Source organism: Streptomyces durbertensis (assembly GCF_014156695.1).
GTDB lineage: Bacteria > Actinomycetota > Actinomycetes > Streptomycetales > Streptomycetaceae > Streptomyces > Streptomyces durbertensis.
Window position 1 is genome coordinate 1 of sequence record NZ_WMLF01000132.1, and the last position, 12,469, is coordinate 12,469.

General features: G+C 72.4%; 13 protein-coding genes. 6 read left to right on the forward strand and 7 right to left on the reverse strand.

Annotation, left to right across the window (positions count from 1 at the left end; genetic code table 11):
• Positions 1 to 315, reverse strand: a 315-nt coding sequence (locus tag GL263_RS11530; RefSeq protein WP_323379354.1) for a P1 family peptidase, incomplete at its 3' end; no start/stop codon positions are given.
• Between the two features lie 181 nt (positions 316 to 496).
• Here GL263_RS11530 and GL263_RS11535 point away from each other — a divergent pair.
• On the forward strand, positions 497 to 982 hold the full coding sequence (locus GL263_RS11535) for an AMP-binding protein (protein WP_182855537.1): 486 nt from the start codon (positions 497 to 499) through the stop codon (positions 980 to 982).
• Positions 979 to 1,164: a hypothetical protein gene (locus tag GL263_RS11540; protein WP_182855538.1), complete on the forward strand. Its 186-nt coding sequence runs from the start codon at positions 979 to 981 to the stop codon at positions 1,162 to 1,164. The genes GL263_RS11535 and GL263_RS11540 overlap by 4 nt, the downstream gene beginning before the upstream one ends.
• A 61-nt stretch (positions 1,165 to 1,225) precedes the next feature.
• On the opposite strand, the gene mscL is transcribed toward GL263_RS11540, so the two are convergent.
• From mscL to GL263_RS11565, 5 genes are all read right to left on the reverse strand, one after another.
• Positions 1,226 to 1,702, reverse strand: coding sequence for a large conductance mechanosensitive channel protein MscL (mscL, locus tag GL263_RS11545; RefSeq protein ID WP_267132763.1), 477 nt, complete (start codon positions 1,700 to 1,702; stop codon positions 1,226 to 1,228).
• 272 nt (positions 1,703 to 1,974) lie between these two features.
• Positions 1,975 to 2,502, reverse strand: coding sequence for an RcpC/CpaB family pilus assembly protein (locus GL263_RS11550; RefSeq protein WP_323379355.1), 528 nt, complete (start codon positions 2,500 to 2,502; stop codon positions 1,975 to 1,977).
• A 516-nt stretch (positions 2,503 to 3,018) separates the two neighbouring features.
• The gene (locus tag GL263_RS11555) at positions 3,019 to 3,894 is read right to left on the reverse strand and encodes an S-methyl-5'-thioadenosine phosphorylase (RefSeq protein ID WP_182855540.1); all 876 of its coding nucleotides are present in this window, start codon (positions 3,892 to 3,894) and stop codon (positions 3,019 to 3,021) included.
• A gap of 244 nt (positions 3,895 to 4,138) precedes the next feature.
• Complete coding sequence (locus tag GL263_RS11560; RefSeq protein ID WP_182855541.1) at positions 4,139 to 4,450, reverse strand: FmdB family zinc ribbon protein; 312 nt, start codon at positions 4,448 to 4,450, stop codon at positions 4,139 to 4,141.
• A gap of 66 nt (positions 4,451 to 4,516) precedes the next feature.
• Positions 4,517 to 5,818: an MFS transporter gene (locus tag GL263_RS11565; RefSeq protein WP_323379356.1), complete on the reverse strand. Its 1,302-nt coding sequence runs from the start codon at positions 5,816 to 5,818 to the stop codon at positions 4,517 to 4,519.
• A 432-nt stretch (positions 5,819 to 6,250) separates the two neighbouring features.
• Between GL263_RS11565 and GL263_RS11570 the strand changes: the two genes are divergently transcribed.
• Entirely contained in the window at positions 6,251 to 9,112 is a 2,862-nt protein-coding gene (locus tag GL263_RS11570; RefSeq protein WP_182855543.1) for a penicillin acylase family protein, read from the forward strand.
• On the opposite strand, the gene GL263_RS11575 is transcribed toward GL263_RS11570, so the two are convergent.
• Complete coding sequence (locus GL263_RS11575) at positions 9,102 to 9,692, reverse strand: 5-formyltetrahydrofolate cyclo-ligase (RefSeq protein ID WP_323379357.1); 591 nt, start codon at positions 9,690 to 9,692, stop codon at positions 9,102 to 9,104. The genes GL263_RS11570 and GL263_RS11575 overlap by 11 nt on opposite strands.
• A gap of 88 nt (positions 9,693 to 9,780) precedes the next feature.
• Here GL263_RS11575 and galU point away from each other — a divergent pair, with 88 nt between their 5' ends.
• The 3 genes from galU to moaC form a co-directional block, all read left to right on the forward strand.
• The gene (gene galU / locus GL263_RS11580; RefSeq protein WP_228456432.1) at positions 9,781 to 10,692 is read left to right on the forward strand and encodes a UTP--glucose-1-phosphate uridylyltransferase GalU; all 912 of its coding nucleotides are present in this window, start codon (positions 9,781 to 9,783) and stop codon (positions 10,690 to 10,692) included.
• The gene (gene glp / locus GL263_RS11585; RefSeq protein ID WP_182855546.1) at positions 10,673 to 12,019 is read left to right on the forward strand and encodes a molybdotransferase-like divisome protein Glp; all 1,347 of its coding nucleotides are present in this window, start codon (positions 10,673 to 10,675) and stop codon (positions 12,017 to 12,019) included. The genes galU and glp overlap by 20 nt, the downstream gene beginning before the upstream one ends.
• A 27-nt stretch (positions 12,020 to 12,046) precedes the next feature.
• Positions 12,047 to 12,469 (forward strand): cyclic pyranopterin monophosphate synthase MoaC (gene moaC / locus GL263_RS11590; RefSeq protein WP_182855547.1); only part of this gene is annotated, 423 nt, incomplete at its 3' end.

The following is a 12,469-nucleotide window of genomic DNA, read 5'->3' on the forward strand; positions in this document are numbered from 1 at the left end:
CACCCGAACACCCCGCCCCTGCTCCTCCAGCCAGGCGGCCACGCCAGAGACCGCGTCCAGTCCGAACGCGCTGCCGCCGCTGAGCACCACAGCGTCGACCCGCTGGACGAGATTGCGCGGGTCCAGCGCGTCGGTCTCCCGCGTGCCCGGTCCGCCGCCCCGGACGTCCACGGCCGTGACCGCGCCGCCCTCCGGCGCCAGGACCACGGTGGTGCCGGTCAACCAGCCGTCGCCGACACGTTCGGCATGACCGACGCGCATGCCGGGTACGGCCGTCAGGGTGTCAGGAGTCGTCCTGCCGATGTCTGCTGTCACCCGGCCATCCGTACCAGTTGGCGGCGCGCGCCGCGAGGGGCGACTCGGCCGGCGCCGTACTTCCGCCCGCCGCTCCCGTCTCCGACGCCGCCGGGCCCGGTGGAGGACCCGGGCGAGACCAAGTGCCGGGCGTAGAGCGTTTGTTGATCGGACGTTCATCGCTTCGTCGGACGCTGGGGGCATGCCCGCCGATCAGTCCAACGAACCCGTCCAGGACCCGAGGTTCCCCACTCCGCCCGAGCCGGGCGCCGAGTTCGTCCACCTCCAGTTGCTCTCCCGTGCCCGACAGGCGACCCGGGTGCTGGAGCACCTCGGTGTGAGAAGCGGCGACCGGGTGGCGGTGTTGCTTCCCATGGCACCCGAGTCCGTGGTGGTCACGATGGCCTGCGGCCGGGTGGACGCCACCCGGGTCACGCTTCCCCTCGGGGAACCCGCCGGACTGCTGCGGAACCGGATCAGGCAGAGCGGCGCCCGGGTGGTCATCACCGCCGACAGCTGCCACCACGGCGAGCGGCGGTACGCGGCCAAGCACCAGGTGGACCGTGCACTGGCCGGCCTTGACCGTGTCCGGTCGGTGCTTGTGGTGCACCGGATGCCCGGGCCGGTGCCCTGGCACCCGAAGCGTGACCTCTGGTGGCACGAGGCCCTCGATACCCTGGGAGCATGAGTTCCCCCGCAGAACAGGCCGACTCCGGCCGCAAGCCCGCCCCGCTGCACTTCGGCGACCCGCTCAGCGAGCAGTCCGCCGACGACACGGACCGCGGGTGGGGCGAGCGACCGGGTCCCGAGGGCGACAGCGCGGCGGACCTGGCACGCTTCCTCGACGAGAAGCCACCGCACCACCTCTGATCGTGTTCTCCCGCGGTCTGGCCGCGCGCGGTGCGCGGTCAGACCCCGGGAGCTTCGCGGTTCAGCCCTCGGTTCCGGCGGCTCCGGCCTTCTCGCGGCGCGGACCGGCGAGCACCTGGGCGGCCTCCGTCCCGGCGAGGGAGCCGGCGGTGCGCTGCGCCACCAGCGCGTCCCTGATCTCCGTGAGCAGCTCCAGCTCCGTGGGCGCCGCCGGCTCGTCCGACTGGGGCTTCTTCGCGTCCTGACGTGCCTTGTACCGGTTCATCGGCACGATCATGAGGAAGTACACCACCGCCGCAGTGATGAGGAAGGTCAGTGAGGCGCTCAGCACCATGCCCCACTTGAAGAGGACTCCCTCGATCTCCCCGGCCGCGTTGGTGGTGCAGGTGGTGAGGCAGGACTCGTACTGGTCGAGGTTCTTCGGTCCGAGCGCGCCCACCACCGGGTTGATCATCCCGTTGACCATGGCGTCGACGATCTTGGTGAACGCCGTGCCGACGACCACCGCGACCGCCAGCTCGACCACGTTGCCCCGCATCAGGAACTCCCTGAACCCCGCAAGGACTCCCTGCTTCTGCTCGCTCACCCGCGTGCCCTTCTTTCTCGAGTCTCTCGACCTCAGCCACTGCTCGGGAGAGCAGCCCCAGGCACGCTGCCCGAGCGGAAGCGGAACTGTCCAGTCCGATCACCCTGAGAGGCGCCCTGTCACTCAGGACGGTCACGGACCAGCGCAACTGTGCGGTCGAGAGAGGGAGCGCGCCGCCTTGCCGCGCGCGAGGCCGGGAGGCCGCGCGGCCGGGAGGGCGGACGTCACCACAGCGCCACCGAGAGGGTGTCGGCCGCCGCCCCGGCCAGCTCGCGGGCGGCGGACGGCGGTACCGCGAGTACCACCAGGGCGCCGCCCGCGCCGGGTATCGGCTCCGCCTCGGCCGGCCGACCGGTATCCCGTCCGACTCCCGCCGAGGACCGGTCGGGGATCTTCGCCACCCGCGCCCTGCGCGCCACCAGCCGGGTGGCTCCCGCACGCGCGTCCCCGGCGAAGCCGCCCGAGAGCCCGTCCGGGCTGGCGAACACGTCCACGCGGTCACCCGGTTCCAGCAGCCGCACCACCTCGGCGTCGGCGATCCGAACCGGCACCAGCACCCGAGCCGCCCGAGGCGCGGCCGTCGCCTCACCACCGGCCGCCCGCTCCTCGCCCCGCTTGTCGGCGGAGGCCGCACGGTCGGCCGTCGTCACCCGCTCCGTCGACCGCGCCGCCGTGTCATCCGGCGTGGACGGGCTTCCGGCGCCGCGGCCCAGCAGCACCAGACCGACCATGGCGAGGAGAAGCGTCAGCACCAACGCCCCCCTGTGTCCGGCCGGCGCGAGCACTCCCGGTAACCGGCCGCGAAGCCCGCCGCGCCCGGTCCGGAGCGGAGAGAGGGAGGGCACGGAGCGGGACGGAGGAACGGCCGACCCGGGAGATCCGCGGGCTCCGCGTCTGCCCCTGCCCCTGCCCCCGGGATGTGAGTGGCCGGAGGAGGGGCCGGGTGTTCGGAACGATGGGCTGACGGACACGGGTCACCGCCTTGGTCGCTCGGCCACGCCCAGGAGGGGCGGGCCACGGGAGAGTCGCCCGGCCGCGCTCGGACCACGCGCGGTGGTGACGCGTCGTCGCAGGTGGGGGCGGCGCGCGGTCACCTCACATGTCGTGCCGGTTCACGCGCCGTGCCACCTTTCGAGCGGCCGTGCGGACACCACCGTGCCGCCTTCGGCAAGATCCCGCTTGGAGCTGTGGACAACTCACAGGTTGTGGAAAACTCCGTCACCCGTACGCGGGAACCGGGTCGAGACCCCTTCCGGACCGTCCCGCGGTCATGGCAGGCTGATGCCCAGCTCCAGACCGTCCAGCGCGTTGCGACACGGGCACAGGCGCTCCTTCGGCAGCCGGCCGACCGCGTCGAACAGCACCTCGCGCAAGCGACCCACGTTCTCCTTGAACACCGCCAGCACCTCGGTGTGGGAGACGCCGTCGCCGGTCTCGGCTCCGGCGTCGAGGTCGGTCACCAGGGCGATCGCCGTGTAGCACAGGGCCAGCTCCCGGGCCAGCACGGCCTCGGGGTGGCCGGTCATCCCGACGACGGACCAGCCCTGGGCGGCGTGCCAACGGGACTCCGCCCTGGTCGAGAAGCGGGGCCCCTCGACGACCACGAGGGTGCCGCCGTCCACGGGCTCCCAGCCGCGTCCCCGCGCGGCTGTCACCGCGGCCTCACGACCGGAGGGGCAGTAGGGGTCGGCGAATCCCACGTGGACCACACGCGGGAGCGTGCCGTCCGGAAGGGGCTCACCGTCGTAGAAGGTCTGGACGCGGCTCTTGGTCCGGTCCACCTGCTGGTCGGGGACCACCAGCGTGCCGGGGCCGTACTTCTCGCGCAGCCCACCGACCGCGCACGGCGCGAGAACCTGCCGCACACCGAGCGAACGCAGCGCCCAGAGGTTCGCCCGGTAGTTGATCCGGTGAGGAGGCAGATGGTGGTTCCGGCCGTGCCGGGGCAGGAACGCCACCCTGCGCCCCTCCAGCTCGCCGAGGAACACACTGTCGCTCGGCTCGCCGTACGGGGTGTCGACCCGCACCTCGGTGACGTCACGAAGAAAGGAGTAGAAGCCTGAACCGCCGATGACCCCGATCTCCGCGCGAGCCGTCGTGGAATGTGCGACGCCGTGTCCCGCCGTCTCAGCCAGTTCACTCATGGCGTTCACCCTATGGGCTGAACAGGCTGCCCAGGGTCGTCACCCGATGCCTGGTCCGGTACGCCGAGAAAGGAGGCATGACCGAACCCCGGAGCCTCGGGCCCGGACGCGGGCGCCGGACAGAGCACAGCCCCTGCCGCGCGGGGCGGGGCAGGGGCTGTGCTCTCAGACAGACGGGGCCGTGCGGCAGACGGCGAGTGGCGGGCGCGGCGCGGACGCCGGGACCACCGGAGGCCCTGCTCGGTCAGGCGGCCGACGTGCTGGCGGTCGACGTGCTGGCGGCCGCGGTGGTGCCGCCGGTGCTACCCGACTTCGTCTCGGTCTTCTTCTCCCCGCTCGAGGCGGAGCCGGACGCGGGCAGGCTGCTGCTCGACGAGGAGCCGCGGCTGTCGTTCCGGTAGAAGCCGGAGCCCTTGAAGACGATGCCGACCGCGGAGAAGACCTTCTTCAGGCGGCCTTCGCAGCTGGGGCACTCGGTCAGGGCGTCGTCGGTGAACTTCTGCACCGCCTCGAGGCCCTCGCCGCACTCGGTGCACTGGTACTGATAGGTCGGCACTTGCTCCTCCTGGCACTCTTCTCTGGGGAGTGCTAACGACGCCTAATGGTGCAGTATTCCGGCGGCTTAGTCCACCGAGACCGGCATTCGGTGACCCTCGCCACGCGCGACCACCCGCTCGTCGGACCCCGAGGGGGCCGGTACGGCGGGGGCGCCGTCGGCGGTGGGGTGGCCGGCGAGCCGGGCGCGGAGCACGGCGACCGTGACGGCCGCGAGCGCGGTACCGGCCAGCGGGACGAGGAAGCCGGCGGCGGCGCCGGTGCGGTCTGCCAGCTGGCCGGCCGTGGTGGCCGCCAGCGCTTGGCCGAGCGCGACGGAGCCGGTCAGCCAGGTGAACGCCTCGGTCCGGGCGCCCGCCGGGACGAGCTGCTCGACCAGGGTGAAACCGGTGATCAGAGCGGGGGCGATGGCCAGACCGACAAGCAGTCCGACAGCGCCCACCAGGGCCGCCGACCCCAGGGAGGCGGCAAACCACAGCGGCGCCGTGGCGAGTGCCAGCAGCACGTAGGCCCGGGGGAGCCGCTGGTGCGGGGCCGAGCGCCACACGACAACCCCGCAGGCGATTCCCGCCAGCATGTTGCCGCCGGCGAAGACGCCGTACAGCAGGCCGTTCGCGCCGGGCGCGCCGATCGACTGGGTGAAGGCGGTCAGCGAGACCTGCATGCCGCCGAAGACGGCCCCGATGCCGAGGAAGGCGACGATGAGTACGCGGACACCGGGCACCGAGAGCGCCGAAGTGCGCCCCCCGACCGGCCGGGCACCGCCGTGGGCGGGCGGCGCGGTCCGGCTCTGAGCGGCGAACAGCAGGCCGCCGACGACCGTCAGCACGGCCTCGGCGGTCAGGCCGGCCGCCGGGTGCACGCCGGTGCACAGCGCGGTCGCGAGCACCGGGCCGACGACAAAGGTGAACTCGTCGGTGACCGACTCGAACGCGGCGGCCGTGGGCATCAGCGGGCTGCCGTTCAACCGGTGGGCCCAGCGGGCGCGGACCATCGGGCCGATCTGCGGCACGGTCGCGCCGGTGGGCACGGAGACCAGCAGCAGCGCCCACAGCGGCGCGTCGAGTAGTGCGAGGGTGATCAGTGAGGAGACCGCGGCGGCGTGGAGCAGCGCGCCGGGGACGAGCACCGCCCGCTGACCGAAGCGGTCGGCGAGACGGCCCGCCTGGGGGGCGCAGAGCGCCATGGATATGCCGGTCGCGGCGGAGACGGCGCCCGCGACGGCGAAGGAACCGGTGGTGTGCTGGACCAGGAGCACGATGCCGATCGTGAGCATCGCGAACGGCTGCCTGGCCAGAAAACCGGGCACCAGGAACGACCAGGCGCCGGGTGTGCGCAACAGCTGACGGTAGCCGGGCTTGGAGGCCACGGCCGGCCTTTCTGCCGTCTGGTAGCCCCGCGGTTCGCCGCGGTTGCCGAGAGCTGTCCTCTTGCGCCGTGCTGCCGGTGCGCGGTGATCCCGAGGGATGGTCGGGTCGCGCGGTCCGACCGGCGGTCCGGTCGGGCAGTGGCGCCAGCTCTGCATCAGACGGGGTCGACTGACAAGAACGTGTGTGCTCTTGATACTAGCGGCCGCATACCATTCTCCGCCTGGCATTCAAAGGTGATCCATGCCACGAGCTGCAAAACGCCAGTGATCTCCCGTCTCTTCCCGTGTCGACGGCTCGTTCGGGCAGACGGTCGAGTACCGCAAGCGTGACTCCCCGTCGGGCCGTCCGGCGCGGTCGGCCTACAGTTGCTCCAGCACGGATCAGCCGTTCAGCCGATCCGAAGGTCCCACCGGCCCCGCATAAGGACAGCGATGCCCGCCAAGAAACGGTCCCGACGCACCCGCCTGATCGTGATCACCGTTGTGCTGCTGCTGGTGGCGGGGGTGGGCGGCGGAACCTTCTGGACGGTGAGCACCGTGCGGGAGTCGTTCCCGCAGACGACGGGCTCGCAGCAGATCAAGGGCCTGTCCGGGACCGTCAACGTCAAGCGGGACGGCAACGGCATCCCCCAGATCTACGCGGGGACCGCCGAGGACCTGTTCCTCGCGCAGGGCTATGTGCACGCCCAGGACCGGTTCTGGGAGATGGATGTCCGCCGCCACATGACGGCCGGCCGGCTGTCGGAGATGTTCGGCGAGAAGCAGGTGGAGACCGACGCGTTCCTGCGCACCCTGGGCTGGCGCCGCGTCGCGCAGGAGGAGTACGACAAGAAGTTGTCCGCGTCGTCGAAGAAGTACCTCGACGCCTACGCGGCCGGCGTGAACGCCTACCTGAACGAACGCGGCGGCTCGGGCCTCTCGCTTGAGTACGCGGCGCTCGGCCTGGTCAACAGCGACTACAAGCCGGAGCCGTGGACCCCCGTCGACTCGGTGGCCTGGCTGAAGGCCATGGCGTGGGACCTGCGCGGCAACCTCAGGGACGAGATCGACCGCGCCCTGATGGCGGGGCGCCTCAGCCCCCGGCAGATCGAGGAGCTGTACCCGGGCTACCCCTTCGACCGCAACGAGCCGATCGTCGACGGCGCCGGCGACGGCGGCAACGGCGGTGGGGACGGCGGCCCTGACGGCACCGGCCCCGGCAACGGTGAGAACGGCCAGGTGGGCGGCGTGGGCGCCCCCGACCCCGGAACGCCTGACCCCGGGACTCCGGACCCCGGCGTGCCCGGCTCCGGCACGGGAGTCCCCGGCACCACCGATCCGGGCGGCGCGGCTTCCGGCACCACCGACCCGGCCGGCTTCGGCCAGCAGGAGGCGGCCTCCGGGGAGGCCCGCACCCAGCTGGCGTCCCTCGCGGCGGCGCTCGACGACGTCCCGGCGATGCTCGGCCCGAGCGGCAGCGGCATCGGATCCAACTCGTGGGTGGTCTCCGGCGAGCACACCACCAGCGGCAAGCCCCTCCTGGCGAACGACCCGCACCTGGCCCCGCAGCTGCCCTCGATCTGGTACCAGATGGGCCTGCACTGCACGCGGGTGAGCAAGGAGTGCCCGTTCGCGGTCGCCGGCTTCACGTTCTCCGGTATGCCCGGTGTGGTCATCGGCCACAACCAGGACATCTCGTGGGGCCTGACCAATCTCGGCGCCGACGTCACCGACCTCTACCTGGAGAAGATCCAGGACGGCAAGGTTCTCTACAACGGGCGTTACGTCGACTACGAGACGCGGCGCGAGACGATCAAGGTGGCCGGGGGAGCGGACCGGAAGATCACCGTCCGTTCGACCCGCAACGGTCCGTTGGTCTCCGACCGGAACACGCAGCTCGGCCGGGTCGGCGACCACGCGCCGGTGCGGGGCCAGGCGCCGGACCGCGGCAAGGGCTACGCCGTCTCGCTGCGCTGGACGGCCCTGGACGCGGGCAGGACGATGGACGCGGTCTTCAAGCTGAACCGCGCCACGGACTTCAAGAGCTTCCAGGCCGCCGCCCGCGACTTCGAGGTGCCCTCGCAGAACCTGATCTACGCCGACACCGAGGGCCACATCGGCTACCAGATGCCCGGCCGCATCCCGGTCCGCGGCAAGGGCGACGGCCGCTACCCGGCGCCGGGCTGGGACCCGGCCTACCAGTGGACCGGCTACGTGCCGCAGTCCGAGCTGCCGAGCGAGTTCAACCCGGACCGCGGCTACATCGTCACCGCCAACCAGGCCGTGGTCGACCCGGAGAAGTACCCGCACCACCTCACCGAGGACTGGAGCTACGGCACCCGCAGCCAGCGGATCAACGACCTCATCCGGTCGAAGATCAAGGACGGCGGGAAGATCTCCATGGACGACATGGAGTCGATGCAGCTCGACAACAGCAGTGAGATCGCCAAGCTGCTCGTCCCGCACCTGCTGAAGATCGACGTCCGTGACCCGTACGTGCGGGAGGCGCAGCAGCTCCTGGAGGGCTGGGACTACACGCAGGACGCGGACTCGGCGCCCGCCGCCTACTTCAACGGCGTCTGGCGCAACCTGCTGCTGCTCACCTTCGGCAACAAGCTGCCGAAGGAGCTGCGGGTGCGGGGCGAGTGCCTGCGGGTGCGACCGGCCGACGACTCCGGCCCGCTGGAGGACCTGGACGGTTCGGCCCGCACGGTCCGCGAGTGCGGCCAGCGCAGCACCGACACCGCCCAGCCGGACGGCGGCGACCGCTGGTTCGAGGTCGTCCGCGGGCTGCTGGAGGAGCCGGAGAGCGAGTGGTGGCAGGCTCCCCGGAAGGACCTGGACACCCCGGCCGCCAAGGGCCGCGACCAGATCCTCGCCCGGGCCCTGAAGGACGCCCGCTGGGAGCTGACGACCAAGCTCGGCAAGGACATCAACTCCTGGAGCTGGGGCCGTCTGCACCGGCTGCTGCTGCGCAACCAGACCCTCGGCACCTCCGGCCCCGGCGTCGTGCAGCGCATGCTGAACCGCGGGCCGTGGGAGCTGAGCGGCGGCAAGGACGCGGTCAACGCCACGGGTTGGAACGCCGCCGGCGGTTACGGCGTCACCTGGGTGCCGTCGATGCGGATGGTGGTGAACCTCGACGACTTCGACAAGTCGCGCTGGATCAACCTCACCGGTGCCTCGGGGCACGCCTTCCACCCCAACTACACGGATCAGACGAGCCTGTGGGCGAAGGGCCGGCTGCTGCCGTGGGTGTTCTCGAAGGACGCGGTGGAGAAGGCCACCGACGACACCATGGCCCTCACTCCGTGAAGCGGTGCACGCCCGAGGGGGTGACGGCGGCCCGCACGGGACGGTCGTGGGGTTCCGCCGGCACCTCCTCCAGCACCTCGGTGTCGTAGAGCAGCACGACCAGCGGCGCGGTCCCGCCGGCCGCCTCCAGCCGGGCCAGTACCCGGTCGTAGGAGCCGCCGCCGCGCCCCAGCCGCAGCCCTCGGCGGTCCACGGCGAGGCCGGGCAGCAGGACGGCTTCCGCCTCGGCGACCGCCTCCGGGCCCAGGGGCGCCGCGGCCGGCTCCAGCAGGCCGCGGCCGGCCCGGACCAGCCGCTCGGGGCCCTCGTAGGGCGCCCAGTCGAGATCGTTGTCCGGCAGCAGCACGGGGAGCAGTACCCGCGTGCCCCGCTCCCGAAGCGTCTCCAGAAGGGCCCGCGTGCCCGGCTCCCGTCCGACGGACACGTATGCGGCGACGGTCCGCGCCCGCGCCAACTCCCCGAGCCCGGCGGCGTGTACGGCGATGCGGCGGGCCGACGCCTCGACATCGTCCGCCGTCAACCGCGCCCTCACCTCAAGGAGTTCGGCACGCAACCCGCGCTTCGTGGTCTTCTCGTTCACTGTGCGTAAGCCCTTCATTGTCCCCGTACCGCAACAGAACCTGCGGATACCGCGCTATGGGAAAAAGCCACCGGTTATGGTGCGAGACATGACCACAGCACGTACCCGCGGTACTCGAATCAGCAAGGCTGTCATCCCGGCGGCCGGCCTTGGCACGCGGTTCCTCCCCGCGACCAAGGCGACTCCGAAGGAAATGCTCCCGGTGGTGGACAAGCCGGCGATTCAGTATGTCGTGGAGGAGGCCGTGGCGGCCGGCCTGTCGGACGTGCTGATGGTGACGGGACGCAACAAGCGCCCCCTGGAGGACCACTTCGACCGCAACTACGAGCTCGAAGAGGTCCTGCGGAACAAGGGCGACGAGGACAAGCTCGGCCGGGTCCAGGAGTCCAGCGACCTGGCGACGATGCACTACGTGCGGCAGGGCGACCCGAAGGGCCTGGGCCACGCCGTGCTGTGCGCCGCCCCGCACGTGGGCGAGCAGCCTTTTGCCGTCCTCCTCGGCGACGACCTCATCGACCCGCGCGATCCCCTCCTGATGCGCATGACGGAGATCCAGGAGCGGCACGGCGGCAGCGTCGTCGCGCTCATGGAGGTCGACCCCTCGCAGAGCCACCTGTACGGCTGCGCGGCCGTCGAGACCACGGACGCCGACGACGTCGTACGGGTGACCGGCCTGGTCGAGAAGCCCGCGCCGGGCGAGGCGCCCAGCAACCTCGCGATCATCGGCCGGTACGTGCTCGACCCGGCCGTCTTCGAGGTGCTGCGCAAGACGCAGCCCGGCCGCGGTGGGGAGATCCAGCTGACGGACGCCCTCCAGACGCTTGCCCTGGAACCCTCGCTGGGCGGCCCGGTGCACGGCGTCGTCTTCCGGGGACGCCGGTACGACACCGGGGACCGCGCCGACTACCTCCGCGCCATTGTCAGACTGGCATGCGAGCGTGAGGACCTGGGGCCCGACTTCCGGGCCTGGCTGCGCTCCTATGTCAGCGAGGAGATGTGACGCGTTGAGCAGGACCTGGTCGGTCGACGAGCATCTGGCGGACGTCCTCGGCGCGGTGCGCCCGTTGGAGCCGCTGGAGCTCTCCCTCCTGGACGCCCACGGCTGTGTGCTCGTGGAGGACGTCACCGTGTCCACCGCGCTGCCGCCCTTCGACAACAGCTCGATGGACGGCTACGCGGTGCGCACCGCGGACGTGGCGGGCGCGAGCGAGGAGTTCCCCGCCGTGCTCACGGTCGTCGGCGACGTGGCGGCGGGCAGCGGCGAGCTGCCCGAGGTGGGGCCCGGCCAGGCCGCGCGGATCATGACGGGCGCGCCGCTGCCGCCCGGCGCGCAGGCCGTCGTCCCGGTCGAGTGGACGGACGGCGGTACGGGCGCCGGTCCGGCGGCGGCGATGACCGCCGCGAGCGCCGACCCGTCCGGCGCCGGCGGCGAGGTGCGGGTGCACCGGCCGGCCGCCGAGGGGCAGCACGTGCGGCGCGCCGGCGGCGACGCGGTCGCCGGGGAGCTGGCGCTGGCCGCCGGCACGGTGCTCGGGCCGCCGCAGATCGGCCTGCTCGCGGCGATCGGCCGCGGTTCGGTACGGGTACGGCCACGGCCCCGGGTCGTGGTGCTCTCCACGGGCAGTGAGCTGGTGCCGCCCGGCGAGAAGCTCCGCCCCGGCCAGATCCACGACTCCAACAGCTTTGTGCTCACCTCCGCCGCCCGGGACGCCGGCGCCCTCGCCTACCGCGCGTCCGCCGTCGCCGACGACGCGGACTCGCTGCGCGACGCGGTCGAGGAGCAGCTGGTGCGGGCCGACGTGCTGGTCACCAGCGGCGGTGTGAGCGTCGGCGCCTACGACGTGGTGAAGGAGGCGCTGGGCGAGCGGCTGGACGCCGACGGCGGCACCGTGGAGTTCCGCACCCTGGCGATGCAGCCGGGCAAGCCGCAGGGGTTCGGGCTGGTGGGCCCGGACCGGGTGCCGCTGCTGGCGCTGCCGGGGAACCCGGTCAGCTCGTACGTCTCGTTCGAGCTGTTCGTCCGCCCCGTCATCCGCACGCTGATGGGCCTGCCGTCGGTGCACCGGCCGAAGGTCCGGGCGCGGCTGGCGGCCGAGGCGCCGCTGACCTCACCGGACGGCAAACGGCAGTTCCTGCGCGGCCGTTACGAGCGGTCGGGGGAGGGCGGCGTGCCGCTGGTCCGCCCGGTGGGCGGCTCCGGCTCCCACCTCGTCGCCGCGCTCGCGCAGGCCGACGCCCTGATCGTCGTGCCCGAGTCGGCGACGGAGGTGGCGCCGGGCGAGGAGGTGGAGGTGCTGCTCCTCGGCGTGGGCGGCCCCGCCGACTGAGGCGCGCTGCCGGTACGGTGTCACCCCATGAGCAGCCAGCAGCACCTCACACACGTCGACGAGTCCGGGGCCGCCCGGATGGTCGACGTGTCGGACAAGGACGTCACCACCCGCACCGCCCGGGCCAGCGGCCGCGTGCTCGTCGCGCCCGCCGTGGTGGAACTGCTGCGCGGTGAGGGGGTGCCGAAGGGCGACGCGCTGGCCACCGCCCGGATCGCCGGCATCATGGGCGCCAAACGCACCCCGGACCTCATCCCGCTCTGCCACCCGCTGGCGGTGTCCGGGGTGAAGGTGGACCTCGCCGTCACCGACGACGCCGTGGAGATCACCGCCACCGTCCGCACCACGGACCGCACGGGCGTGGAGATGGAGGCGTTGACGGCCGTGTCGGTGGCCGCCCTCACCGTGGTCGACATGGTGAAGGCCGTCGACAAGGCGGCGGTCATCACC

Coding starts and splice junctions, on each gene's coding strand:
- galU (WP_228456432.1), top strand. CDS start 9,781: ATGACCACAGCACGTACCCGCGGTACTCGAATCAGCAAGGCTGTCATC.
- GL263_RS11555 (WP_182855540.1), bottom strand. CDS start 3,894: ATGAGTGAACTGGCTGAGACGGCGGGACACGGCGTCGCACATTCCACG.
- GL263_RS11540 (WP_182855538.1), top strand. CDS start 979: ATGAGTTCCCCCGCAGAACAGGCCGACTCCGGCCGCAAGCCCGCCCCG.
- mscL (WP_267132763.1), bottom strand. CDS start 1,702: ATGCGGGGCAACGTGGTCGAGCTGGCGGTCGCGGTGGTCGTCGGCACG.
- GL263_RS11535 (WP_182855537.1), top strand. CDS start 497: ATGCCCGCCGATCAGTCCAACGAACCCGTCCAGGACCCGAGGTTCCCC.
- glp (WP_182855546.1), top strand. CDS start 10,673: ATGTCAGCGAGGAGATGTGACGCGTTGAGCAGGACCTGGTCGGTCGAC.
- GL263_RS11570 (WP_182855543.1), top strand. CDS start 6,251: ATGCCCGCCAAGAAACGGTCCCGACGCACCCGCCTGATCGTGATCACC.